The 25,051-nt window shown below is 68.9% G+C and carries 24 protein-coding genes, 1 rRNA gene and 1 pseudogene; 23 read left to right on the forward strand and 3 right to left on the reverse strand.

Translation table 11 applies throughout. The annotated features are described in order from the left end of the window. Both rrf and ACFWPH_RS30200 read left to right on the forward strand, forming a co-directional pair. Positions 1-91: ribosomal RNA gene (gene rrf / locus ACFWPH_RS30195) — 5S ribosomal RNA — on the forward strand; the annotation flags it as partial. A gap of 550 nt (positions 92-641) precedes the next feature. Further along, positions 642-1,535, forward strand: a pseudogene (locus ACFWPH_RS30200) (hypothetical protein); the annotation flags it as partial. A 292-nt stretch (positions 1,536-1,827) separates the two neighbouring features. Here ACFWPH_RS30200 and ACFWPH_RS30205 read toward each other — a convergent pair. Beyond that, positions 1,828-2,400: a GyrI-like domain-containing protein gene (locus ACFWPH_RS30205; protein ID WP_378755602.1), complete on the reverse strand. Its 573-nt coding sequence runs from the start codon at positions 2,398-2,400 to the stop codon at positions 1,828-1,830. Positions 2,401-2,546: 146 nt separating this feature from the next. Here ACFWPH_RS30205 and ACFWPH_RS30210 point away from each other — a divergent pair, with 146 nt between their 5' ends. The 5 genes from ACFWPH_RS30210 to recN are packed head-to-tail and all read left to right on the forward strand — an operon-like array spanning position 2,547 to position 7,279. Beyond that, a complete protein-coding gene (locus ACFWPH_RS30210; RefSeq protein WP_378755603.1) occupies positions 2,547-3,446 on the forward strand; it encodes an HAD-IIA family hydrolase in 900 nt (299 codons plus the stop codon). A 13-nt stretch (positions 3,447-3,459) separates the two neighbouring features. Then, the gene (locus ACFWPH_RS30215) at positions 3,460-3,735 is read left to right on the forward strand and encodes a hypothetical protein (protein ID WP_378755604.1); all 276 of its coding nucleotides are present in this window, start codon (positions 3,460-3,462) and stop codon (positions 3,733-3,735) included. A 1-nt stretch (position 3,736) separates the two neighbouring features. After that, the gene (locus ACFWPH_RS30220; protein WP_378755605.1) at positions 3,737-4,558 is read left to right on the forward strand and encodes a TlyA family RNA methyltransferase; all 822 of its coding nucleotides are present in this window, start codon (positions 3,737-3,739) and stop codon (positions 4,556-4,558) included. Continuing rightward, on the forward strand, positions 4,555-5,529 hold the full coding sequence (locus tag ACFWPH_RS30225) for an NAD kinase (protein WP_378755606.1): 975 nt from the start codon (positions 4,555-4,557) through the stop codon (positions 5,527-5,529). The genes ACFWPH_RS30220 and ACFWPH_RS30225 overlap by 4 nt, the downstream gene beginning before the upstream one ends. Beyond that, on the forward strand, positions 5,507-7,279 hold the full coding sequence (gene recN / locus ACFWPH_RS30230) for a DNA repair protein RecN (RefSeq protein ID WP_378755607.1): 1,773 nt from the start codon (positions 5,507-5,509) through the stop codon (positions 7,277-7,279). Before ACFWPH_RS30225 ends, recN begins: the two co-directional genes overlap by 23 nt. A 357-nt stretch (positions 7,280-7,636) precedes the next feature. Here recN and ACFWPH_RS30235 read toward each other — a convergent pair whose 3' ends face one another. Beyond that, positions 7,637-8,056, reverse strand: coding sequence for an SRPBCC family protein (locus ACFWPH_RS30235; RefSeq protein ID WP_378755608.1), 420 nt, complete (start codon positions 8,054-8,056; stop codon positions 7,637-7,639). 183 nt (positions 8,057-8,239) lie between these two features. Here ACFWPH_RS30235 and steA point away from each other — a divergent pair, with 183 nt between their 5' ends. The 11 genes from steA to der all read left to right on the forward strand — a co-directional run bounded on the left by steA (position 8,240) and on the right by der (position 20,099). After that, a complete protein-coding gene (steA, locus tag ACFWPH_RS30240) occupies positions 8,240-9,451 on the forward strand; it encodes a putative cytokinetic ring protein SteA (protein ID WP_378755609.1) in 1,212 nt (403 codons plus the stop codon). A gap of 607 nt (positions 9,452-10,058) precedes the next feature. Beyond that, on the forward strand, positions 10,059-11,792 hold the full coding sequence (locus ACFWPH_RS30245; protein WP_378755610.1) for a CTP synthase: 1,734 nt from the start codon (positions 10,059-10,061) through the stop codon (positions 11,790-11,792). Continuing rightward, positions 11,789-12,445: an NUDIX domain-containing protein gene (locus tag ACFWPH_RS30250; protein WP_378755611.1), complete on the forward strand. Its 657-nt coding sequence runs from the start codon at positions 11,789-11,791 to the stop codon at positions 12,443-12,445. The genes ACFWPH_RS30245 and ACFWPH_RS30250 overlap by 4 nt, the downstream gene beginning before the upstream one ends. 13 nt (positions 12,446-12,458) lie before the next feature. Further along, entirely contained in the window at positions 12,459-13,406 is a 948-nt protein-coding gene (locus ACFWPH_RS30255; protein ID WP_378755612.1) for a site-specific tyrosine recombinase XerD, read from the forward strand. Positions 13,407-13,654: 248 nt separating this feature from the next. Next, on the forward strand, positions 13,655-14,530 hold the full coding sequence (locus ACFWPH_RS30260; RefSeq protein ID WP_378755738.1) for a ParA family protein: 876 nt from the start codon (positions 13,655-13,657) through the stop codon (positions 14,528-14,530). Beyond that, a complete protein-coding gene (locus ACFWPH_RS30265) occupies positions 14,527-15,420 on the forward strand; it encodes a segregation and condensation protein A (protein ID WP_378755613.1) in 894 nt (297 codons plus the stop codon). The genes ACFWPH_RS30260 and ACFWPH_RS30265 overlap by 4 nt, the downstream gene beginning before the upstream one ends. Next, positions 15,417-15,608 carry a hypothetical protein gene (locus ACFWPH_RS30270; RefSeq protein WP_378755614.1) on the forward strand — a complete coding sequence of 64 codons (192 nt, stop codon included), beginning with the start codon at positions 15,417-15,419 and terminating at the stop codon, positions 15,606-15,608. The genes ACFWPH_RS30265 and ACFWPH_RS30270 overlap by 4 nt, the downstream gene beginning before the upstream one ends. Positions 15,609-15,838: 230 nt before the next feature. Then, positions 15,839-16,459, forward strand: a complete 621-nt coding sequence (gene scpB, locus ACFWPH_RS30275; RefSeq protein ID WP_378755740.1) for an SMC-Scp complex subunit ScpB — start codon at positions 15,839-15,841, stop codon at positions 16,457-16,459. Positions 16,460-16,681: 222 nt separating this feature from the next. Next, positions 16,682-17,896 (forward strand): pseudouridine synthase, encoded by a 1,215-nt coding sequence (locus tag ACFWPH_RS30280; RefSeq protein WP_378755615.1) that lies wholly within the window; start codon positions 16,682-16,684, stop codon positions 17,894-17,896. Positions 17,897-17,916: 20 nt separating this feature from the next. Next, positions 17,917-18,675 carry a (d)CMP kinase gene (cmk, locus tag ACFWPH_RS30285; protein WP_051157413.1) on the forward strand — a complete coding sequence of 253 codons (759 nt, stop codon included), beginning with the start codon at positions 17,917-17,919 and terminating at the stop codon, positions 18,673-18,675. A gap of 11 nt (positions 18,676-18,686) precedes the next feature. Further along, a complete protein-coding gene (der, locus tag ACFWPH_RS30290) occupies positions 18,687-20,099 on the forward strand; it encodes a ribosome biogenesis GTPase Der (RefSeq protein ID WP_378755741.1) in 1,413 nt (470 codons plus the stop codon). Between the two features lie 138 nt (positions 20,100-20,237). Here the strand turns inward: der and ACFWPH_RS30295 are convergent, their stop codons facing one another. Continuing rightward, entirely contained in the window at positions 20,238-20,471 is a 234-nt protein-coding gene (locus tag ACFWPH_RS30295; RefSeq protein ID WP_378755616.1) for a hypothetical protein, read from the reverse strand. A gap of 221 nt (positions 20,472-20,692) precedes the next feature. Here ACFWPH_RS30295 and ACFWPH_RS30300 point away from each other — a divergent pair, with 221 nt between their 5' ends. From ACFWPH_RS30300 to ACFWPH_RS30320, 5 genes are all read left to right on the forward strand, one after another. After that, the gene (locus ACFWPH_RS30300; RefSeq protein ID WP_378755617.1) at positions 20,693-21,625 is read left to right on the forward strand and encodes an alpha/beta hydrolase; all 933 of its coding nucleotides are present in this window, start codon (positions 20,693-20,695) and stop codon (positions 21,623-21,625) included. A 126-nt stretch (positions 21,626-21,751) separates the two neighbouring features. After that, a complete protein-coding gene (locus ACFWPH_RS30305) occupies positions 21,752-23,125 on the forward strand; it encodes a hypothetical protein (RefSeq protein WP_378755618.1) in 1,374 nt (457 codons plus the stop codon). A gap of 80 nt (positions 23,126-23,205) precedes the next feature. Beyond that, the gene (locus ACFWPH_RS30310; RefSeq protein ID WP_378755619.1) at positions 23,206-23,724 is read left to right on the forward strand and encodes a DUF1992 domain-containing protein; all 519 of its coding nucleotides are present in this window, start codon (positions 23,206-23,208) and stop codon (positions 23,722-23,724) included. Between the two features lie 45 nt (positions 23,725-23,769). Beyond that, positions 23,770-24,195 (forward strand): nuclear transport factor 2 family protein, encoded by a 426-nt coding sequence (locus tag ACFWPH_RS30315; protein ID WP_378755620.1) that lies wholly within the window; start codon positions 23,770-23,772, stop codon positions 24,193-24,195. Positions 24,196-24,303: 108 nt separating this feature from the next. Further along, positions 24,304-24,582 carry a CsbD family protein gene (locus ACFWPH_RS30320; protein WP_051157414.1) on the forward strand — a complete coding sequence of 93 codons (279 nt, stop codon included), beginning with the start codon at positions 24,304-24,306 and terminating at the stop codon, positions 24,580-24,582. The last annotated feature ends 469 nt before the right edge of the window (positions 24,583-25,051 follow it).

Consider the following 25,051-nt stretch of genomic DNA (forward strand, 5'->3'; position numbering starts at 1 on the left):
GCCCGGTCCCATTCCGAACCCGGAAGCTAAGCCTGCCAGCGCCGATGGTACTGCACTCGACAGGGTGTGGGAGAGTAGGACACCGCCGGAACATACTTTCACGAAAGGGGACCCAGTTACTGGGTCCCCTTTCGGCGTTTCTGTACGGGATTTCGACCCGTTAGACTTGGGGTGAGTACATGCTCACCGTTATCGATTCACCTGATTTTCATTTGAGAGAGGGATCCGCCGTGCCGGAACAGAGCGATGGCCGGAAACCGTTCCGGCGTAATTCTTCCGGAGCGGGGAACGGGTTCCGGCGGGCTGGTGAGGGCGCAGACGCGCCTCGTTCCGGCGGCGAGAAACCCGGTGACGGCCGGTCGGCCGGCGGTGGACGGGGAAATTTCCGGCGTGAGGGCGGTTCGTCCGGCGCGGCCCGAGGGGATCGTGGCGGCAGGCCCGGAGCGGCCGGCGGTAGCGGGGGCGAGGACAACCGTGGCTCTTTCCGCTCCGATCGCGGTTTTCGGGCCGATCGGGGCCGCGCGGAACGGCCGGGTCCGGCGGGGGAACGTGGCAGCAGGTCCGGTGGGGAGAAGCCCGACCGCGGGTCTGGGGAGCGAAGCGATTACCGGCCTTCGGAACGCACCGATAATGGCGGTGGCGACCGAGGGCGGCGTGACTTCGGCGGACGCGGTGGACCACGTTCCGGTTCCGATGATCGCCGGTTCGGTGCCCGTGGCGGGGCCGACCGTGCCGACCGCGGAGCCGGCCGTAATTATGAGACGGGCGCGTCGTCGGGCCCGTCCCGGGACAGTGGTCCGGGCGGTCCGCGCCGTCGGGGCGGTGAGGGCGCAGCCCGGGGAGCCGATCGGCGGCCACCGCGTCCGGACGAGCCGGACCTGCCCGAAAATGTCCAGGCAGGCGATCTGGATTCCACCATCCGGCGCGATCTGCTGAGTCTGGACAAGGGCAACGCGGAAACCGTGGCACGCCATCTGGCCATGGCGGCGCAACTACTCGACGACGATCCCCGCCTGGCCCTGGCGCATGCGCGGGCTGCCCGGCAGCGGGCGGGCCGGATCGCGGTGGTCCGGGAGACGGCCGGTGTGGTGGCGTATCACGCCGGTGAGTGGGCCGAGGCACTGTCGGAGCTGCGTGCTGCGCGGCGGATGGCGGGCGGCGCCGGACTACTCGCGGTTATGGCCGACTGTGAACGCGGTCTGGGCCGGCCGGAGCGCGCGATCGAGATCGGCCGCAGCGACGAGGCCCGGTCGCTGACCGGTGACGACGCGATCGAGCTGCGTATCGTGGTCGCGGGTGCGCGGATGGACCTGGGCGAATACGACCAGGCCGTGGTCACCCTGCAGACTTCCGACCTCGATCCGGCTCGCACCGGGTCCGGGCCCGCGCGGTTGTTCTACGCCTACGCCGACGCACTGGTCGCGGCCGGGCGCACCGAGGAAGGGCTCACCTGGTTCTTCAATGCTGCAGCCGCTGACCTCGATGGCGAAACCGATGCCGAAGAACGTGCCGCCGAGTTGACCGGGGGCTCCTGACAACGGCTGGGCCGGGACGACGGCGTAGCAGTGCGCTGCCGAAGCAGAAGTCATGAGGGCCGACACAGGACTCCCTCGCCCCAGTCGGGTCTGATTCGCGAAAAGGCCGCCGAGAGGGGTTGTGCCGATGCGCGCCCGCAGCACTGTGCTCATCCACCGAGATTTCCGCAGCCGGGAATCGGCCGACGCATGCCGGAACGAGCAGCTGCGTGCGCAGTGCCTCTGAATGTTCCGGAACGGAATCGGCCGATAGGCAGGGCGACCATCCGGGGCTCTTCCGCCTCGGTCCGGATCAAGCCGGTGTGATGGACCAGTTGAGTTCTGTGCGCAGATCGGCGGGGTCCATATGGGGGTTCGGCTCGGTGACGTAGACCTCCCACCGGGTGCCGGCCGGGATCAAGTCTTGGGAAGTGATCCAGGAGCGCAGCCGGTCCCAGCTCTGGTCCAATCCGTCGAACGATCCGTGGTGCACGAGGCGAGCTGTTCGCCCGGACGGGAGCACGCCGGCCACGACCTCCGCTTCCGGCTGGATCGGGCGGTCGACCGGGAAGCCGACGGTGATTTCCATGGATCGGTCGCCGACGGTGCCGTAGAGCGCGAGGGCGGGACCGGTGATATTCACAGCCTGGGTGTCGAGTACAGCGGCGAGACGTCCGAATGAGGTATCGAAGAAAGTGGTGATCTCGTCCGGGGACACTCGGCCGTGGACCACCGCGAGTTTCGCTTCGGCGACGTCTACAAGATCCGGTTCGGTGCCTCGCGCAAGGGATTCGTGGACCACATGTCCTCCACAGTGGGTGTGGCGGTCGCGCGGGTCGCGACCGCGGGTATCGCTGTTACGACGCTGCTCTCCGCGCAAACTCATCGCTGTGCGGGTCGCCGGATTCGCGACCCGCGATCATTCTCCCGTCCGTGCGTCCGTGCGTCCGTGCGTCCGTGCGTCCGTGCGTCCGTGCGTCCGTGCGTGGAGTGCCCGTCGGACGCAAGAGGGGGACGACGTAGGGTCCGAGTGTGCGGGATGTGAGTGGAACGCGGTTGCGGGACGGGTACGAGGCGCTGCTGCTGGATCTGGACGGGACGCTGTATCGCGGGTCCGAGGTGATCGAGGGCGGTCCGGCCGAACTTGCCGGTGGGGGGCAGCGGCTGGTCTACGTCACCAATAATGCGAGCCGGGCGGCGGGCTCGGTGGCCGCTCATCTCGCCGAAATGGGATACCCGGCTGCGGAAGCCGATGTGGTGACCAGTGCGCAGGCGGCGGTGCGGCTGCTCGCCGGCCGGGTCGAGCAGGGGGCGGAGGTGCTGGTGGTCGGTACCGACGATCTGGCGGCCGAGGTGAAGGCGGTGGGGTTGCAGCCGGTGCGGCGGGCCACGGAAACCGTGGCGGCGGTGGTGCAGGGACATTCCCCGCAGACCGCGTGGCCCGATCTGGCCGAGGCGTCGTACGCGCTGCGGGCGGGCGCGGTGTGGGTGGCCGCGAACACCGACCGGACTCTGCCGAACGAACGGGGCCTGGCACCCGGTAACGGGGCCATGGTCGCGGCATTGCGGGCCGCTTCGGACCGGGAACCGGTGGTGGCGGGCAAACCCTATGCTCCGTTGCTGGAGAACGCCCTGGACCGGGCCGGGACCCGGGCCGCGCTGGTGGTGGGGGACCGGCTCGACACCGATATCGACGGCGCCGAGAACGTGGCGGTGGACTCACTGCTGGTGCTGACCGGCGTCAGCACCATCGAGGAACTGACCGGGTCGCCCACCGACCGGTGGCCGACCTATATTGCCGGCAGCCTGGCAGCGCTGAACAGTGCGCCGGTGCCCTGCGATATCGGCGACCTCACCGCCGTCCGGCGAGAACTGGATGCCCGGCCGGGCCGGGCCCTGAGGGTACGCGCGCCCCGTTCGGAAATCCGATAGCGTTGACCTCACGATGACTACCCCGACTCCTCGCCCGAACACCCCTGGTGCCGCCCGGGTGCCGCTGCCCGGTCAGCATCTGCCCGGGGTGGCCGGCCACGGCGACCTCGCCGACCCGGACAAGATTCGCACCGAAGTTCGTGAACTGCTCGCCGAACTCGCTGACCGGCCGGCCGGCGGCGCACCGGGGGACGAATCCGCCGGAACCGACCTGGCCCGCCGCGCGCATATCCTGGAGCAGGCACACGAGGTGCTGGTCCAGGCTCTGGCGACGGTGGACAAGATCTGAGGTGGCCAGGCGGGCGCGGGTGGACGCGGAACTGGTCCGCCGCGGGTTGGCGCGGTCACGCGAGCATGCCGTGGAACTGGTCGGTGCCGGGCGGGTACTGATCAACGGTGCGGTGGCGGTGAAACCGGCGACAGCGGTGGAAACCGGGACACCCTTGGTGGTCAAGGAACAGGTCGACGAGGTGGCCTGGGCGTCGCGCGGGGCACATAAACTGCTGGGCGCGCTGGAGGCTTTCGAACCGCGGGGGCTGGCGATCGCGGACCGGCGTTGTCTGGACGCCGGGGCGTCCACCGGCGGGTTCACCGATGTGCTGCTCAGTCGTGGGGCGCGGGAAGTGGTGGCCGCCGATGTCGGCTACGGGCAGCTGGTGTGGCGGTTGCGGACCGACGAGCGCGTACATGTGCTCGACCGGACCAATGTTCGCTCGCTGACACCCGACGGTATCGGCGGGCCGGTGGACCTGGTGGTCGCCGATCTGTCGTTCATTTCGCTGGCCCTGGTCCTGCCCGCGCTGGCGGCGTGCACGGCGCCCGGCGCCGATCTGGTGCCCATGGTGAAACCGCAGTTCGAGGTCGGTAAGGAACGGGTGGGGTCGGGCGGCGTGGTTCGTGACCCGCAGTTGCGGGCGGAGGCGGTATGCGCGGTGGCCGCCACGGCCGCCGAACTCGGGTTGCGGACGGTGGGTGTGGTGGCCAGCCCGCTACCGGGGCCCTCCGGGAATGTCGAATACTTTCTGTGGTTGCGCCGGGAGGATATACCCGGCGATTCGGCAGGCGAGGTGGCGAAGATGGTGCGGCTGGCGGTCGAAGAAGGCCCGCAATGAGTGCGGATACTCCCCGGACCAGGGAGATCCTGCTGGTATCGCATCCGGGTCGCGCCGAGATCAGTGAAACGGCGCATCGGGTGGCGAAGATCTGCGCGGAAGCGGGGATCGGGTTGCGGGTGCTCGCCGACGAGGCCTACAGCACCCGGTTCGAGTCCGGCGCCGAACCGGTCACCGAATCCGGGGGCTATCCGGTGCAGGTGGTCGCGCACGAGCCGGACGCGGCGCTGGGCTGCGAGATGGTGCTCGCGCTCGGCGGTGACGGCACGCTGCTGCGGGCCGCGGAACTGGCCCGGCACGTCACCGTCGCGGTGCTCGGGATCAATCTGGGCCGTATCGGTTTTCTCACCGAAGCCGAGGCCGAACACCTCGACGAGGCGCTCGCCCAGGTGGTGCGCCGCGACTACCGGGTCGAGGAACGGATGACCATCGATGTCAGCGTCCGGCTCGACGACGAGATCATCGAGCGCGGCTGGGCGTTGAACGAGGCCAGTATCGAGAACGCCGCGCGGATGGGCGTTCTGGAAGTGGTGCTGGAAGTCGACGGGCGGCCGGTGTCGTCGTATGGCTGCGACGGAATTCTTGTCGCGACCCCCACCGGTTCCACCGCCTACGCTTTCTCTGCCGGTGGGCCGGTGGTGTGGCCGGAACTGGAAGCGCTGCTGGTGATTCCGAGCAATGCGCATGCCCTGTTCGCCCGGCCCCTGGTGACCAGCCCGGACTCCCGGATCGCGGTCGAATCCGTTGCCACCGGCCCTGATGCGATAGTTTTCCTGGATGGCAGGCGCACCCTCGCATTGCCGCGAGGCGGCCGGGTCGAAGCGATCCGTGGTGCCGAGCCGGTGCGGTGGGTGCGGCTGGATTCCGCGCCGTTCGCGGACCGGATGGTGCGCAAGTTCGAGCTGCCGGTAACTGGTTGGCGGGGCCGGCGGCGAACGGAGGGCACACGTGCTGACAGAGATACGAATTGACGGATTGGGCGTTATCTCCACGGCCACCGCGCAATTCCATGAAGGGCTGACGGTGCTCACCGGGGAAACCGGGGCGGGCAAAACGATGGTGGTCACCAGCCTGCACCTGCTCAGCGGGGCGCGGGCGGATGCCGGCCGGGTGCGGCTCGGTGCGAATCGTGCCGTGGTGGAGGGCCGGTTCACCCTCGACGAAGTGAACGCGACCGCGCGCGGTGACGCGGAGCAGGTCCTGGAAGCAGCGGCAGCCGTTGCGGACGAGGACGGTACGGTGATCGCGATCCGGTCGGTGGGCAGTGACGGCCGGTCCCGGGCGCATCTGGGGGGGCGCGGGGTGCCGGCGTCGGTACTGGCGGATTTCACCGCACCGTTGCTGACCGTGCACGGGCAGAACGACCAGCTACGGTTGCAACGGCCCGAACAGCAGTTGCGGGCGCTGGACCAATTCGCGGACGCGGCGGTGGGGCCGCTGCTACGCGAATACACCGAGCAGCGGCGGGCCTGGCTGGACGCGCGCAACGCGCTACTGGAACGTACGGCGCGCAGCCGGGATATGGCGGTCGAAGCGGAACGTCTCACCCAGGCGCTTGCCGAAATCGACGGCATCGCACCCGAACCGGGCGAGGACGAGCGTCTGGTCGCGGAGATCCGCCGGCTCAGTGATCTGGATTCGTTGCGGGAGGCGGCGGCCACCGCGCACGAGGCGCTGGCCGGGCCGGAGGACGATCCGGGGGAGAATGCCGGCGCGCTGGATGCGCTGGGGGTCGCGCGGTCGCGGGTGGAAGGTTCCGAGGATCCGGCGCTGTCGGCCCTGGGGCCGCGGCTGGCCGATGCGATCGCGGTGGTGGTGGACCTGACCACGGAATTGAGCGGGTACCTGTCGGATCTGCCGTCGGACCCCGGTGCGCTGGATTCCATGCTGACCCGGCAGGCCGAACTGAAATCGCTGACCCGCAAGTATGCGCCCGATATCGACGGGGTGCTCGCCTGGGCCGACGATGCGCGGACGAAGCTGGAATCGCTGGATGTATCCGAGGAGGCGCTGGCGGCGCTGGCTGCGGAGGCCGAGGCGGGCGCGGATCGAGTGCGGGCCGTGGCGGTCAAACTGTCGCAGGCACGTACTACGGCGGCCGGTGAGCTGGCCGCGGCGGTGAGCGAGGAACTCGGCGGGCTGGCGATGGGGAAGGCGCGGCTGGACGTCGAGGTCCGCCCGGTACCAGCCGGGCCGCAGGATTCGGCGCCGCTGCTGATCGACGGCACCGAACTCCATGCCGGGCCCGGCGGGGTGGACGAGGTGGAGTTACGGCTGGCGGCGCATTCCGGGGCGCAGTCGCTGCCGTTGAACAAGAGCGCCTCCGGCGGTGAGCTTTCCCGCGTGATGCTGGCGCTCGAGGTGGTGCTGGCGGGTAACGAGCACGGGGTGACCATGGTGTTCGACGAGGTCGACGCCGGTGTCGGCGGCCGGGCCGCGGTCGAGATCGGGCGGCGGCTGTCCCGGCTGGCCCGCACCCATCAGGTGATCGTGGTGACCCATTTGGCGCAGGTCGCGGCGTTCGCCGATACACATCTGGTGGTGAACAAATCCGACGACGGTGAGGGTGCCGTGGATTCGGGGGTCCGGGCGCTGACCCAGGACGAGCGGATCGTGGAACTCGCCCGGATGCTGGCGGGGCTCGACGACACCGAAACGGGTCGCGCGCACGCCTGGGAACTGCTCAATATCGCCCGCGCCGAACGGATGGCGGCGAGCTGATATACTCGGCCGCACGGGTGTCAGGATTCGCGTTGCGCAGTACAGGGTGCGGCAGGGCGGAAGTTCTTGCGGGTGATCAGGTGTCGTTCTGGTGCGTCGCAGCCCGGTGGGTCGATCACTCACCGTGCCCGCAGCCGCCGAGGCTGAACCGCGGAGGATTGCCGGGGCGGAGGCACGATTAGTCGGATTTGCCTATTTCCCGCCGGGCGCACCCGGGCCGGGCTTACTCCGCCACGACAGCGATATCCGCTACACGCCCGTCGAAGGCGGCTGGTACCGATTCGTCCAACGGTTCTGAATCTTCGGGGCGTTTAGTAGTGGGTGCGGTGGTGATGCCCGGCCCGGGTCAGTGGCCGGTCAGCGGACGGCTTTGCGGGCGCCGGCGATGAACTGGTTGATGAGGCCTTTCAGGCCGATCTCCAACGCCTTGGCGGGGACGGGCAGGGAGGGGTCGGAGGTCATGGTGTAGGTGACGCGGGTGCCGTTGCCGGCGTCGGCGAAGGTGATGACGCCGGTATGGCTTTTCACCGGAGCGCCCTTGACGATCTTGTACTCCATCCGCTCGTTCGGTACCAGGGCGGTGATCTCCTCGACCACGCCGACCGGTCCGGCACCGATCTTGTGCTGGGCGCCCACACCCTCGCGTTCGGTCTCGCCCGGTCGTACGAGCGTGACGTTCACGGCGAGGTAGGGGCTGATGCTCTCGCGGTCGGCGAACAGCCGGTACACGGTCGCCCGCGGGGCGGCGATCACGGTGTCGACGGTGGTGCTGGCCATGGCGTCTCCTCTTCGAATAGCTGTGCCCGGCAGCATACGGCGCGCCCGGTGCGGCTTCCGCGTCCAGCCGACCCGGTGCGCGCGCCCCGCGAGTAGCTGTCCGATTGCTCGAGTGAGCGAATGGAGGGCCGGTCAGCGGCGTGTCTCCACCGAAGGTTGAGGGTTTACCGACATCATCGCTACATGAGGATGCTGGCGCTGCTGTCGAAGAACTCCGAGACACTGCCCGGCCGGACCGGGACCGCCCGGGTCGACCGGGATACCCGGCGGCTACTCGCGCGGATCGGGCCTGGTGATATAGCCGTTCTCGATGAAATGGATATCGATCAGTCCCTCGCCGACAAGCTCGTCGCCGCGGGGGTTTCGGCGGTGGTGAACACCTCACCGTCGATCTCCGGCCGATACCCGAACGTCGGACCCGAAGTTCTGGTCGCAGGAGGTGTGCTGCTGCTCGACACCGTGAGCTCGGATGCCTTCGGCCGGATCAAGGACGGCGCGCGGGTGCGGATCGAGGACGGCGTCGTCTACGCCGATCGGTTCACCCGTAAGGAACCCGAGGTGCTGGTCGAATGCCTCGAACTGGATGAGGACGCGATCGCGGAACGGATGCGGGAAGCGCGTAACGGGCTCGCCGAGCATCTGGAATCGTTCGCCGGTGACGCGCTGGAATTCATCCGGACCGAATCCTCGCTGCTCATGGACGGTATCGGCGTGCCGAAACCGGATCTGGTGCTGAACGGCAGACAGGTAGTGGTGGTCGGGGTGGGGCCGGGTCATGCCGAGGAGCTGAAGAAACTCAAGCCGTTCATCAAGGAATACTCGCCGGTCCTGATCGGTGTGGGTGGCGGTGCCGAGACACTGCGGCGGTCGGGGTACCGGCCGGATCTGATCGTCGGCAATCCCGACGAACTGACCGCCAAAACGCTGACCTGTGGCGCCGAGTTGATCATCCCGGCAGACCTCGACGGCCGGGCCGAGGGATTGGAGCGGGTGAAGGAACTGGGTCTGGGGGCGATCACCTTTCCGGGCTCGGGGTCGCCCGCCGATCTGGCCCTGCTGCTCGCCCACCATCACGGTGCGGCGCTGATCGTGACGGCGGGTGCGAGCGCCTCACTGGAGGAGTTCTTCGATCGCGGCCGCCGCGACAGCAACCCGGCGACCTTCCTGACGCGGTTGAAGGTCGGGGAATCGATCATGGATGCCTCTGCGGTGGCGACGCTGTACCGCAACCGTTTCTCGGGTGTGCTGGCGGCGCTGCTGGTGCTGGCGGTGCTCGGGGCGGCGATCGTCGCGATCCTGGCGGTCGGGCACGGCAGTGAGATGCTCGCGGGGGCGCAGGACATGCTCACCCGGGCCGAGCTCTGGGGCCGGGAGGTGCTGGGCCGGTCCGGATAGTTCGGCCGCGGCGTGACTCGACACATCGCGACGGGGCCGCGGCCGAGACCGTACCGCCGATGACTACCATCGCCCGGCACGGCGGCAGGGGTTCTCGTGTACGTGTCGATGGGTCGCTCTCGGCCTGGTAACGGCCTCTGTGTGGGTCCGCGAACAACGTGGCAGGCCGGTCAGGGTTCCGGAAGTGGCCGGGGCGGTCGGCCCGGAGTCTTCTCGAACGTGACCGGTTGGGGTGACCTGCGGGAGGGGGACTGCCCACGCGTCGACATGACGTTCCGGCCGGCCGGGGGCCCTGGCGGACTTGTCCTGATCGGTGTTCCCGGCCGTTCTTCTGGGGGACGCACTTGGGCTGGCGGGCCGGCGAGCAGCGGGGCGCGGGGTGTGGTGCGCAACTCTTCAGCATTCGGATGCGCCCGGGTGGTGCGTCGCGGAAACTTCGGTGCGGGACTGCGGGTGTGGAGGAAGTGGCCGGTGGTGCCGCCGGGGCGGAAGTGGAACCGCGGACGTGCCGTTGTTGCAGTGTCCGGGTGGACCGGGTGGGCGATCGGGTGGTTAACGGGGAGTGGCGGTCGTTCACCGGGCGGGTTTCGTGTTACTGTGAAGACCCGTGGGTCATACACGGATTCAGGCGCGCACAGCCACCAAACACATCTTCGTGAGCGGTGGTGTCGCCTCTTCACTCGGTAAGGGTCTCACCGCCTCCAGCCTCGGTCAGTTGCTGACCTCGCGGGGGCTACGAGTCACCATGCAGAAGCTCGACCCCTATTTGAACGTCGATCCCGGCACCATGAATCCGTTCCAGCACGGCGAGGTGTTCGTGACCGAGGACGGCGCCGAGACCGATCTCGATGTGGGGCATTACGAGCGGTTTCTCGATCGCGACCTGTCGAAGGACGCCAACGTCACCACCGGGCAGGTCTACTCGTCGGTGATCGCCAAGGAACGGCGCGGCGAATACCTCGGCGATACGGTGCAGGTGATCCCGCATATCACCGACGAGATCAAGGCGCGCGTCCTGGCGATGCGCGGGCCCGACCTGCAGGGGCAGGAACCGGATGTGGTGATCACCGAGATCGGCGGAACGGTCGGCGATATCGAATCGCAGCCGTTCCTCGAGGCCGCCCGGCAGATCCGGCACGATGTCGGCCGCGACAATGTCTTCTTCCTGCACGTTTCGCTGGTGCCGTATCTGGCACCGTCCGGTGAGCTCAAAACCAAACCCACCCAGCATTCGGTGGCGGCGCTGCGCAGTATCGGTATCCAGCCCGACGCGCTGATCCTGCGCTGTGATCGCGAGGTGTCGGCGGGGCTGAAGAGCAAGATCGCGCTGATGTGCGATGTGGAGGTCGACGCGTGTATCTCCACACCGGATGCGCCGTCGATCTACGACATCCCGAAGGTGCTGCACCGGGAAGGGCTCGACGCGTACGTGGTGCGCAAGCTCGGCTTGCCGTTCCGTGATGTCGACTGGACTGTCTGGGGCGATCTGCTCGACCGCGTGCATGCGCCGCGGGAAACGGTGGAGGTCGCGCTGGTCGGCAAGTACGTCGACCTGCCGGATGCGTATCTGTCGGTCACCGAGGCGCTGCGGGCGGGTGGTTTCGCGCACCGCGCGAAGGTGAAACTGCGCTGGGTGCAGTCCGATGATTGCGAAACCCCGGCCGGGGCGCAGGCCGCGCTGCGTGATGTGGACGCGGTGCTTATTCCGGGCGGGTTCGGGATCCGCGGGATCGAGGGCAAGGTCGGTGCGATCCACCACGCCCGGACCCGGAAACTGCCGTTGCTCGGGTTGTGTCTGGGATTGCAGTGCATGGTGATCGAGGCCGCGCGTTCGGTGGGACTCGACGATGCCAATTCCGCCGAATTCGAACCCGAGACCGAACACCCGGTGATTTCCACGATGGCCGATCAGGAACAGGCTGTGGCAGGCGAGGCCGACCTGGGTGGCACCATGCGGCTCGGCGCCTACCCCGCGGTACTGGAGAAGGGGTCGGTGGTGGCCCGGGCCTACCGCGAGAACGAGGTCTCCGAACGGCACCGGCACCGGTACGAGGTGAACAACAGCTACCGCGACAAGATCGCCACCAGCGGGCTCCGGTTCAGCGGGACCTCGCCGGACGGGCATCTGGTGGAGTTCGTCGAACTTCCCGGGGACGTCCACCCGTTCTTCGTGGGCACGCAGGCGCATCCGGAGCTGAAGAGCCGGCCCACCCGGCCGCATCCGCTGTTCGCCGAGCTGATCGCCGCCGCGCTACGGTACAAACTGGCCGAACGGCTTCCCGTGGACATTCCCGGTGAGCAGGAAGAGCAGGAAATGGCTGCCGCCGAGCAGGCCTCGTGACCGGCGCGCAGCCGGCGCCGGGCAGCCACGCCTTCCGCACCGTGGACAGTCGGCTGGTCTACAACGGGGCCATTGTGGCGCTGCGGCTGGATCAGGTGGAGATGCCAGGCGGGCGGGTCGTGGAACGCGAGGTGGTCGAGCATCACGGCGCGGTCGCGGTGGTCGCGGTGGACGACGACGGGCAGGTCGTGCTGATCCGCCAGTACCGGCATCCGCTCGGGGAGCGGCTGCTCGAACTGCCGGCCGGGTTGATCGATATCGCCGGGGAGGATCCGCTCGCGGCGGCGCAGCGCGAACTGGCCGAGGAAACCGGGCTGGCCGCGCGGGAGTGGTCGGTGCTGGTGGATGTGGCGCTGTCGCCGGGGTTCACCGACGAAGCGTTGCGGGTGTATCTGGCGCGCGGGCTGACCGAGACCGACCGGCCCGCACCCGAACACGAGGAAGCCGATCTGGAACTGGTGCGGATGCCGCTCGGCGCGGCTGTCCGCGCGGCGCTGGCCGGTGAAATCGTGAACGCGACGGCGGTCGCCGGACTGCTCGCGCTGAGCGCCGCCGACGCCGCGGACCTGCCGCTACGCCCGGCCGACGCGCCGTGGCCGGGGCTGCCGAGCGCGCTGTTACGGCGCCAGGCGGCGCAACGGAACACGGACTGAGGGCGGGTATGCGGTGCGCGAGGCCGATATCTACCTGGACCATCTCGCGGTGGAGCGGGGTGCCGCCCGCAGCACACTATCGGCGTACCGGCGCGACCTCGGGCGGTACCGGGAATACCTGAAAGACCGGGGTATTGCCGACCTCGATGCGGTCCGCGAAACCGATATCGGGGAATTCGGGATCGCCCTGCGCGCGGGCGACGACAGGCATCCGCCGCTGGCACCGGGATCGGTCGCGCGGGCATTGATCGCGGTTCGCGGGCTGCATCGATTCGCTGCCGCCGAGGGCCTGGTCGGTACCGATGTCGCCCATGCGGTGAAACCGCCGATGGTGGGGCAGCGGCTGCCGAAGGCGCTGCCCGTGGACCAAGTGCTGCGGTTGCTGGAGTCGGTGGGCGCGGATACGGCGGCCGGCGGGGACGCGGGCGCCCGTGGGCTCCGCGATCGCGCACTGCTGGAACTGCTGTATTCGACGGGTGCGCGGATCTCGGAAACCGTCGGCCTCGATCTGGACGACCTCGACCTCGAGGGGCGCGCCGTCGTGCTGCGGGGGAAGGGCGGTAAACAGCGGATCGTCCCGGTGGGGCGGCCCGCCCTGGCGGCCGTGGACGCCTACCTGGTGCGCGGACGGCCCGTATTGGCGTCGAACGGTCGTGCCGGGGTGCGGGCCCCGGGGGCGGCGGCCGCGTTGTTCCTCAACGTCCGCGGCGGCCGGTTGTCCCGGCAGAGTGCCTGGCAGGTGTTGCAGCGCGCCGCGGAACGTGCCGGGATCACGGCCACGGTTTCCCCGCACACCCTGCGGCATTCGTTCGCCACCCACCTGCTCGACGGCGGCGCCGATGTGCGGGTGGTGCAGGAACTGCTGGGTCACGCGTCGGTCACCACCACCCAGATCTACACAATGGTCACCGTGGGGACCTTGCGCGAAGTCTGGGCCACCGCCCACCCCAGGGCACGATGAGCGGCTCCCGGTTCGCCGGCGCCGCAATATCACAGAACACGCCGGTTGACACACTGGGCGCCGGAGTGCTGTCAACGGGTAGCGTCTAGAAGGAGCCGGACCGTGGCGAAAGCGAGACCGTGCCTTGATCGGCCTCGTTACGCTCTACGAGGTGACGGGCAGGAACGTATAAGGAGCAGCGGATCGTGACGACAGCCGGAGCGGCGGAACCGCCCAAGGGCACCGAGAACGATGAGCGCGCCACATCCGTGTGGGGGGCGGGCCCCGAACCTCCGCCCGCCGACGCCGCACTGGGTCCCACGGGCCGTCCGCTACGCCCGGTGCCGGATCCGACCGAACCGTCGCATCAGGGCAATGCGCTCATCGTGGCGATGTGTAACCAGAAGGGCGGGGTCGGTAAGACCACCTCGACCATCAACCTGGGTGCCGCGCTGGCCGAATACGGCCGCCGGGTGCTGCTGGTGGATCTCGATCCGCAGGGTGCGTTGTCGGCGGGTCTGGGAGTGGCACACCACGACCTGGATCTGACCGTGCACAACCTGCTGATCGGCGCACCGGTCGGAGTCGACGATGTGCTCGTGCAGACCAAGGTCGAGAACCTGGATCTGCTGCCGAGCAATATCGATCTGTCCGCGGCGGAGATCCAGCTGGTGAACGAGGTCGGCCGGGAGCAGTCGCTGGGGCGGGCGCTGGAACCGATCCGCGACCGCTACGACTACATCCTCATCGACTGCCAGCCTTCGCTCGGCCTGCTCACGGTGAATGCCCTCGCGTGTTCGGACGGCGTGATCATTCCGATGGAATGCGAGTACTTCTCGCTGCGCGGGCTGGCTCTGCTCAACGATACGGTGGAGAAGGTGCGGGACCGGTTGAACCCGCGGCTGAGCCTCTACGGCATCGTGGTCACCATGTTCGATGCCCGGCTGTTGCATTCCCGTCAGGTGATGGCGCGCGTGGTGGAGGTGTTCGGGGAACTGGTGTACGACACCGCGATCGCGCGGACCGTCCGGTTCCCGGATGCGAGTGTGGCCGGTGAACCGATCACCACCTGGGCGCCGAAATCCAGTGGTGCCGAGGCCTATCGCGCGATGGCACGGGAAGTCATCCACCGGTCGGGTCGGTGAGCGCGGCAGCACCCGCACCTGCACCGTCGAGTACCAGCGAACCCGGCGACACCTCGGCCGCGGATAGTGAGAAAACCGGGTTCCATCTGCGGCTCAGTAATTTCGAGGGCCCGTTCGACCTGCTGTTGCAGTTGATCTCGCAGCGCCGTCTCGATGTGACGGAGGTGGCGCTGCATCAGGTCACCGACGAATTCATCGCCTACACCAAGGCACTCACCGCGGGGCTGGCCCAGCCCGGGAATTCGCTGCGCACCGATAAGATCCTGGATCAGACCACCGAGTTCCTGGTGGTCGCCGCGACCCTGCTGGACCTGAAGGCGGCGCGGCTGCTGCCCTCGGGAGAAGTGACCGATCCCGACGATCTGGAACTGCTCGAGGCGCGGGATCTGCTGTTCGCCCGATTACTGCAATACCGGGCGTTCAAACAGGTCGCCGAACTGCTCGGCGAACTCGAGGCGGCCGCACTGCGCCGGTATCCGCGGGCGGTGGGTTTGGAGGAACGGTTCGCCGGCTTGCTGCCGGAGGTCCAGCTCGGGGTGGATGCGGCCGGATTCGCGGAGATCGCCGCGGCGGCGTTCCGGCCGCGGCCGGTGCCGACGGTGGGCCTGGACCATCTGCACGCGCACACCATATCGGTCGCCGAACAGGCCACGCTGGTACTGGAACGCCTGCGCGCCCGCGGTGAGGGCGTCTGGACCACATTCGCCGATCTGGTGTCGGATTGCGCGGCGCCGATCCAGATCGTGGCGCGATTCCTGGCGCTGCTCGAGCTGTACCGGGGCAAATCGATCGAATTCGATCAGCCCGATCCGCTGGGCCCGCTCGCGGTCCGCTGGATCGGCGACGAGGCCGAGTCGGCGCCGGTCGCCATCGAGGAGGACTACGGATGAACGAGCCGAGCCCGGAGACGGCAGCGGAGCATGAGCACGGCAGGCCCGCGGCCGTCCCCGGCGAATCGGGCCCGGAGGCGGCCGTGCGCAACCTCGCCGGGCCTTCGGTCACCGGCGCCGAGCCGCCGGCCGGAGTGCACCGTGACCACGAAGAGGATTTCGCCGTCCGCAGTGGGGGAAGCACATGAGCGAGGTGGGCCGGGGAGCCGGGGCGCAGCACAACGAGGCGAAGTCTGCACCCGCCGGTAGCAGGCAGAGCGGGAGTGAGCTGGGCCCGGCTCCCGTCGCTCACCGTAGTCATGGCGGGTCGCCGCGCGGCAACGGAGGGCAGGGCGCGAGCGAGCCCGGCCGGGGTGTCGACGTACAGCCTGTCCCTGCGTGGCGAGACGAGAGTGTGACCGAATTCGCGTCCGAGTCGATGGACGACGCCGAATTCCGGGCGGCGCTCGAGGCGATCCTGCTCGTGGTGGACACCCCCGCGCCGGTAGAACAGCTGGCGAGCGCGTTGGACGAGCCCGCGAACCGGGTGGAACAAACACTGCGGGAGATGTCGGCCGAGCTGGCCGCACAGCGCAGTGGGATCGATCTGCGTTTCGCCGGGGACGGGTGGCGCTTCTATACTCGCAGCGAGTACGCACCATATGTGGAGCGTATGTTGCTCGACGGCGCCCGGTCGAAGTTGACCCGGGCGGCACTGGAGACGCTGGCGGTGGTGGCATATCGGCAGCCGGTGACCCGGGCTCGGGTCAGCGCGGTGCGCGGTGTCAATGTCGACGGTGTGATGCGCACCCTGCTGGCCAGGGGGCTGATCACCGAGGCGGGCGCCGACCCGGAAACCAACGGCACGCTCTACGGCACCACCGAACTGTTCCTGGAACGTATCGGGCTGGCGTCGCTGAACGATCTGCCGGAACTGGCGCCGCTGCTGCCGGGCGTCGACCTGATCGATGAGATCAACGACAGTCTGGAGACGGACCCCCGTTACACCAGACTGCGCAAACCCGCCGAGGACGATCTGAACCTCGGCGCCGAGGATTGACAGGAAATCGTGAATACACCCGCTCGCCGAGATGGCACACCGGATCGTAGACAACGCGGAGATCAGCCCGCCCGGGCCGGTCGCGGACGCGGCGCACCCCGCGGGGCTGGGGAGGCCCGCCGTGGCGGTGAATCCCCCCGTAACGGCCGTGGCAGTGAACCGCCGCGGACCGGCCGCAGTGGTGGAACCCGCAGTACGGAACGTGGCGCACGCAGTGACCAGGTGCGGACCGGGCGCACCGCAGGTGCGGATGCGCCGCCGGGGCGTCGCGGTACCGGCACCGGCCGGGGCGGTTTCGCAGCCGCCGGTGGGAGCGGCGCCGGTGGGCGTCGCGGTGCCGGCGCCCCGGGTCGTACCGGCTCCGCCCCGGCCCCCCGTGGCGGCTCGGCCCAGGCCGGGCGCGGCACGGCCACCGGACGTGGCGGTGCTGCGGCGTCGGGGCGTGGTTCGGGTCCGGCCGGGCGTGGCGGCCCCGCTGTCGCAGGGCGGAGCAGTTCCGCGGCCGCAGGGCGTAGTGGCCCGGCTACCGGACGTGGCGGTCCGGCCGGTGGCTCGCGGACCGGTGGACGTCCGGGTAGCGGCGCTCCGACCCGCAAGAGCCCGCCCGCGCGGTCCGGTGGCGCACCGCAGCTGAACAACGCCAAACCCGCCCGCCATCAGTATGTGGAAGCGGAGGAACCCGGCCACGAGAAGATGCCCTGGGGTGAAGGTGAGCGCCTGCAGAAGGTGCTGGCCAAGGCCGGTGTCGCCTCGCGGCGCGCGGCCGAGGAGATGATCGACCAGGGGCGGGTCGAGGTGGACGGCATCATCGTGCGCGAACAGGGCCTGCGCATCGACCCCGAGAACGCCGTGGTGCGGGTGGACGGTATCCGCGTGGTGGTGCGCGAGGAGTTGGTGCATCTGGCGCTGAACAAGCCCAAGGGCTGGCAGTCCACCATGTCCGACGATCTGGGCCGACCCTGTGTGGGCGATATCGTCGCCGAGCGGATCGCCGCCGGGCAGCGGTTGTTCCATGTGGGCCGGTTGGATGCTGATACCGAGGGACTGTTGCTGGTCACCAACGACGGCGACCTCGCGCACCGGCTGATGCATCCCTCCTACCAGGTGTCCAAAACCTACCTCGCGACCGTCCAGGGCGAAGTGCACCGTTCCATCGGCAAGATTCTGCGCGACGGTGTGGAACTCGAGGACGGCCCGGCCAGTGTCGACAAATTCCAGGTCCTGGAAGTCGACGCGGGACGATCCCTGGTGAAGGTGGTGTTGCACGAGGGGCGCAAACATATCGTGCGGCGGTTGCTGGATGCGGTCGGTCACCCGGTGACCCGGCTGGTCCGCACGCATATCGGCCCGGTGGTCCTGGCCGATCAACGGCCGGGCACCCTGCGGGTTCTGGGCCGGGACGAAATCGGCAAACTCTACGAGGCGGTGTCATTGTGAACGGGGCCGAGGTGTTCGGTATGGAAGCTCCGGTCGGGGTCGTCGCAGATCCGGCGGGCGATCGGTCGCTGGTGGTGGCGATGGACGGGCCCTCGGGCACCGGTAAGTCCAGCGTTTCGCGGCGGCTGGCGACCCGGCTGTCGGCTCGTTACCTCGATACCGGCGCCATGTACCGGGTCGCGACCCTGCAGGTGCTGCGTGCCGGGATCGACCCGGCCGATTCCGCCGCCGTGATCGCGGCGGTCACCGATATGCCGTTGCGGATCGGTACCGATCCCGAGAGCGAATTGATCGAACTCGACGGTGACGATGTGCGTGCGGAGATCCGCGGCCCGGAGGTCACCGCCGCGGTTTCGGCGGTTTCGGCGGTACCGGAGGTCCGCGAGCAATTGGTGGCGTTGCAGCGCGAGATCGCGGTGAGCGCGGGGCGCGTCGTCGTCGAGGGCCGGGATATCGGCACCACCGTGCTGCCCGACGCCGATGCCAAGATCTACCTGACCGCTTCTGCGCAGGCACGGGCGCATCGGCGTAATCAGCAGAACATCGCCGAGGGCCGCGGGGACGACTACGCCGGCGTACTCGCCGATGTCGAACGCCGTGACCGCCTCGACTCGACCCGGGCGGTATCGCCGCTGCGGCGCGCCGAGGACGCGGTGCAGGTCGACACCAGCGAATTGACAATGGACGAAACGATCGACGAGCTGTACCGGGAAGTCGCCCGGCAGCTGGACCGGTCGCACGAGCGGTCGGCGCTACGCCGCCGGGGTGCGGCCGGATGAGCGGGGAGACGATGAGCGACGTACTCGCCGGCGACGGTGTGTGGAATGACGAAACCGACTGGGAGATCACCGATCTGGCCGGTGATCCGGAGGCCGCCGACCAGGCGCCGATGCCCACCCTGGCCGTGGTCGGCCGCCCGAACGTCGGGAAATCGACGCTGGTCAACCGGATTCTGGGGCGCCGCGAAGCGGTGGTCGAGGATGTGCCCGGGGTGACCCGTGACCGGGTTTCCTACGAGGCGAGCTGGGCGGGTCGCCGGTTCTGGGTGCAGGACACCGGCGGCTGGGAACCGGACGCCAAGGGATTGCAGCAGTCCGTGGCCCGGCAGGCCGAACTCGCGATGAACACCGCCGACGCGATCCTGCTCGTGGTGGACGGCGTGGTCGGCGCCACCGCCGGCGACGAGGCCGCGGTGAAGGTGCTGCGGCGCGCGAAAACGCCGGTGATCCTGGTCGCGAACAAGGTCGACGATCAGCGGGCCGAAGCCGATGCCTCCGCACTGTGGTCGCTCGGGCTGGGTGAGCCGCGGATGGTGTCGGCGGCGCACGGCCGCGGCACCGGCGATCTGCTCGACGATGTGCTCGAAGTGCTGCCCGAGACCCCGCGTGAGGGAAGCGGCGGCACCGGCGGGCCCCGCCGGGTGGCGCTGGTCGGGAAACCGAACGTCGGCAAATCCAGCCTGCTGAACAAGCTCGCCGGTGACGAACGGTCGGTGGTGCACGATATCGCCGGCACCACCGTCGACCCGGTGGACTCGCTGGTGGAACTGGGCGGCAAGGTGTGGCGGTTCGTCGATACCGCCGGTCTGCGCCGCAAGGTCGCCAATGCCAGCGGAACCGAGTTCTACGCGTCGCTGCGCACCAAATCGGCGCTGGAGGCCTCCGAGGTCGCGATCATGCTGGTCGACGCCTCCCAGCCGATCACCGAACAGGATCTGCGGGTGATCAGCCTGGTCGCCGATTCCGGGCGGGCGCTGGTACTGGCGTTCAACAAATGGGATCTGGTGGACGAGGACCGCCGCCTGCAACTCGATCGCGAGGTGGACCGCGACCTGAACCGTGTGCCGTGGGCGCAGCGGGTGAACATCTCCGCGCATACCGGCCGGGCGGTACAGAAACTGGTGCCGGCCATGGAAACCGCGCTCGAATCCTGGGACAAACGGATCCCGACCGGCCGGTTGAACACCTGGCTGAAAGAAGTGATCGCCGCGACCCCGCCGCCCATGCGCGGTGGCCGGCTGCCGCGGGTGCTGTTCGCCACCCAGGCGACCACCCGGCCGCCGACCTTCGTCCTGTTCACCACCGGCTTCCTGGAGGCCGGTTACCGCCGGTTCCTGGAACGGCGGCTGCGCGAAGAATTCGGGTTCGACGGGTCGCCGGTGCGCATCTCGGTGCGAGTCCGGGAGAAGCGTCCCAGGAAATGAGTCCGAGTGTGCTGCAGCGTCTGCAGCACGGTTAGCGGATCTCTCGCGTGCAGTGTGGTTTATCCCCTCGGCGTATCGACCCCGAGGGGACACACGCATGCCCTGCTGCGCCCCACGCCGGACGAGGTGCTTCCGCGGTCACCGATGGCGTGTCGGCAGTGCCTCGGCGGTGGTGAGGTGGTGGCGGGTGGGCACGTTGCGCGAGGCGCGTAGTTCGGCGCGGGTTCGGGGGCGGGGTTTCGGTTCGCGGCCGCAGCCGCAGGGTTCGTAGCCGTCGTAGCGTAGTCCGGTGGCCAGGACCGCGGCCACTACCGACCAGCCCGCGCTGTCGTGCCGGCGTGGGGCAGCGAAATCGTGGCCGGCGTTGTGCATTCCGGTCGAGCACCGGGGGCAGCGGGGCGGGCCTGCGCTGCGGTGTGACGTGGGAACCCATCGCTTCTGCGAGATCCGGCATGGCGGGCATACGTAGTGGGTGCGGTAGCGGTGGTCCCTGTCGTCGCACATGGAGTGACGGTAGCGTGGCCGGATAGTGGGCCGCACCGCGATATGGTCCGGCCGTTCGGGGAGTGCTGTACGCCGAGCGAGGAGAGCTGATGGTCGGTCGTCGTAGCCGGGCGGTGTCGGTATATCTTCGGCTGTCCCGTAAGCGTGGGATGGACACTGCCGAGAAGGCGCGGGTGGCGATGGCCGAGCCGCCGGGAGATCACGCGCCGCCACGAGGACTGCGGCGGCGCTACTCGATCGCCTGCCGTACCGTCGGCGGTTTTCCGAGTTACACGGTGATGCCGCGGGCGGGCCGGGAATCCGGTGCCGCGGTGATCTATCTGCACGGTGGCAGCTTCTTCCGGGAGATCAGCTGGTGGCATTGGCGGTTCATCGGACGGCTGGCGGCGGCAGGGCATCGGGTGGAGGTGCCCATCTACCCACTGGCTCCGCGCCACACCTACCGGGACGCGCGCCCCTACCTGACCGAGGTCTACCGGGATGTGCTGAGCGAATTCGATCCCGCGCGGGTGGTGGTCGCCGGGGATTCGGCCGGCGGGACCCTCGCGCTCACGCTGGCCCAGTCCCTGCCGGAGACTGGTCTGCCTGCGCCCGCACGGTTGATCCTGCTCTCGCCGTGCCTGGATATGCGGTTGTCGAACCCCGAGATCGACCGGGTCGAAGCCGTGGATCCGTGGCTGGCGCGCCCCGGCCTGCTGGAGGCGGGGCGGGTCTGGGCCGGCGGGGATGCTCTCGGTCTCCCCGAGTTGAGCCCGATCAACGGCCCGCTGGACGGATTACCGCCGACCGATCTCTACATGGGTACCCACGACATCCTGCACCCCGACGCGCGGCTGTTCGCCGAACGTGCCGGTTCGGCAGTACGTTTCACCGAGGTGGCCGGTGCCTTCCACGTCTATCCGCTCGTTCCGGTCCCCGAGGCGGGGCCCGCGATACGGGCGATCCTGGCCGCAGTGGCACATTGTGACGGGCGTTCGGCGGCCCCGGAGCCGGAACCGCGACCCCGCCACGGGAACTCGTGAACGGCCTGTGAACGACCATGGAAATCGGCTGTTTCGACCGTGACGGTGCATCGCGCGGCAAAGGGCGGTACCGTACCCCGGCGTGACTACTTGTCTGCCATCGAATCACCCGAGGCGGGAGCCGTAATGACTGTCGAGCCGCCGATCGAGGACGATGTCACGCAACTGGCCCAGCGCGTCGAACACGCCCGCAACCGACTGGCCTACCAGTTCGATCCCGCGCTCACCGAGGCGCTGTCGGAAACAGAGCTGCATGCCGAACGTGAACTCGCCGAGCGTATCCGCGAGCAAGAGCGCGGACAACGCTGGAAGGAGATCCAGGCTGTCGCCGCGGCGAACGACCGGGCCAGACAGACCACCGAGCAGATCGAGAAGGCGGATATGCGCGACCTCTTGCTCGCCCGTAAAGCCATCGCCGCGCAGCGCCGGGAATCCAGCCCGCACGCCAAACTGGCCTCGCTGTACCGGCATCGGTCCTGGTCGTTGCGCGCACTGGCCGGTGTGGTCGCTGCGGGCATGTTGTGGTCGGCGGTCAACGTCCAGCAGAACATCGCACCCACCGGCCCCAGCGATCCCCTGTTCTGGTTCAGCTACCTGCTGGAGGGGATGATCAGCGTCTGCCTGATCATCATCATGATCGGCACCAACAAGGTGGCCGAATGGGGCGTGGTCAACAACCGAAAGCAGACCGCGGCCGCCGAGATCGCGCTGCTGGCCCTGACCGTCGGGCTCAACACCTATCCGTATCTGCGAGTGGGTGACTGGTACGACGTGGGCGTGCACGCCGTGGCGCCGGTGATGATCGGTGTCGCGCTGCTCATCCACGACGCGGCCAGCGCCCGCTACGGGATGGCGATTCTGCGGGCCACCGAACAGGTCTGCGGGTTGCCCGATCCGGCCGCGCAGATCCGCAACAGCCTGCCGCGGGTCACGATGAAACTCGACCCCAATGCGGGTGAGGCGCGGGCACTGCCGACCGGCGATACCGCCGCGACGCAACCGGCGGCGCTCGAATCCGGTGCGAAGAATGCCGGTGCGGGGTCGTCGGCCTTTCGCTCGGAGGGCAAATCCGGTGACGCCGGGAAGAAGCGGGCGGGCGATCTCGCCGACGTGACCTCCGGCCTGATCGGGCGTACGAGTTCCCTGCTGGACGAGATGGCCACGAATTCACCTTTGTTCGACGAGCCCACGGCCAAGAACTCCGAGGTCACCGACAAACTGCCGATCAGCAATTCGACGAGCGCCGCCGTCAGGAAACTGGACCGGGCCAAGCAGGCCGGCGCGGCGGGGAACGGCTCGGGCGAATCGGGTGCCAAGGGCAAATTGTCCGGTGACAAGGAGACCGACGAGTTCCTCGAGGTCGTGCGGTCCTCCGACGGCTACGACACCGGTCAGTTCCGGGTCGCCGACATCCTGGAACAGGAACTCGCCGAACTCCAGGCAGAACGGCGTAAGGCCCGGTCCGGGCGGGCCCGCAGCGGCTCCACCAACGGGGCCTGAGCGCCGCTCACCGGCTCGCGCCGCGGGGTCGTCGCGTCGTGGGTTGCGCGCTACCGTGAGGGTGACGGTGAGGAGGCACGATGTCGGAGCGCAAACCCGCGGGAGTCGACTTCGAATCCTGGGTCGACCGGAAGATCCGCGAGGCCACCGAGCGGGGCGAATTCCAGAACCTCCCCGGCGCCGGGAAACCGCTGCCCGGTGCGGGGAGCCGGTACCACGACGAAAATGCCTGGTTGCGGGATTACCTCCGGCGTGAAGGGGTGAGCGGGGATGTGGCCCTGCCACCGTCGCTGCAGCTACGCCGGGAGGTGGAGCGGTTGCCCGAAACGGTGCGTGAGCTCACCACCGAAGCGCAGGTGCGCGCCGCCGTTGCCGAGCTCAACCGGCGGATCGTGGACTGGTTGCGGGTGCCGACCGGCCCGCAGGTGCCGGTCGCCCCGGCCGACGCCGAGGAAGTGGTCGCGGGCTGGCGTGCCGCGGACGGACCCGGCGGAGGGCAGCCCGGTGCGCAACCGCCCGCGCAGCAACCGCAGCGGAACCGGGTGCGCGGGCCGGGGCCCCGGCGCCCGTGGTGGCGCCGGATCCGCCGGGACAGCTGAGGCGATCCCACCCGGAGCGCCGCCCCGGTGCGGTTGTATGGGGGTATGGATTCACGCACGCTCGCCGACCGGATCGAGATCACCGATCTGCTCACTCGCTACGCCACCGCCGTCGACGACAAGGACTGGCCACTGTACCGCTCGGTGTTCACCACCGACGCGCAGATCGACTACAGCACGGCCGGCGGGCCCACCGGGGATGTGGACACGGTCGTCGCCGGGCTCACCGAACAATTGGGGCTGTTCTCCCGGACCCAGCATTTCATCTCCAATATCGCGGTGGAACTGGACGGTGACACCGCGAAGGTCCGCGCCATGTTCTTCAATCCGATGATCGTCTCTCCGGGTAAGCAGTTCACCTGCGGTGGCTGGTACAACCACGATCTGGTGCGCACCCCGGACGGCTGGCGCAGTACCCGGCTGGTCGAGGACGCGGCCTGGTTCGACGGGCTGGAGGCCGCTTTCACCTGACCGGTGATCCGAGGCACTCGATCCGTGGGTTACCGCCGGATTGAAGGCTCCGGAGCCGGGTACGCGGGCGATATCCGACCGAGCAACCGAGATTCGGAGGTGGATATCGTGGCCGAGCACAAGAGCGCACGCGAGGGCATCGAAGGTGCCGTCGAGGGCGCGAAGGGCAAGGTCAAGGAGGCCGCGGGAGCGGTTCTCGACAACGACTCCTTGCGCACCGAGGGCAAGGCACAGCAGGACAAGGGCGAATCGCAGCGCGCTGCCGCCGAGAAGGAGAACGAGGCGCAGCAGGAACGTCTCGAGGCCGCCGATGCCGAACAGCGTCAGCGGGCCCAGCAGGACCCGGGCCACGGGCAGACGGTGGCGCCGACGCCGCGCGACGTCTGAGCCGGTAGGGCCCGGCGGGGCGTCGCTTCGCCGGGCCGGAGTGAACTACGGCGACCTCACAGAGGTCGCCGTAGTTGCGCGGGGTGGATTTGTGAGGTCGCCGACCGACGCGCCGACAGTGTCGTCGCAGGTAGGCACTGGCAGCATCGTCGCAGGTAGCGGGTCGCAGACAGTAGTGGTGGGCTCCGATCTGCATCCCCCGCCCCGCGACATCTACCGATCGCGGCTCCGAGTGCGAGTCCGGCTGAGTGATTCGCCGGCTCCGGTCATCTCCTACCCGATCACGCCACATCTGAGCCGATTCGGTGGCATCGTCCGGTGGGGTCATCCGGTCTGCTCGCCGCGCCGGTGTGTTTATGCGCTACAGGTACCTGTCGCGGTCCTGGTCGGCGCCGCTCTGGCTCTTTCCTGCAGTGGCATGGCAGAACGGACGAGCGAGGGGCGACCGCTGCCTGCTCGGACAGCTGGG

Source organism: Nocardia sp. NPDC058499, assembly GCF_042719915.1.
Lineage (GTDB): Bacteria > Actinomycetota > Actinomycetes > Mycobacteriales > Mycobacteriaceae > Nocardia.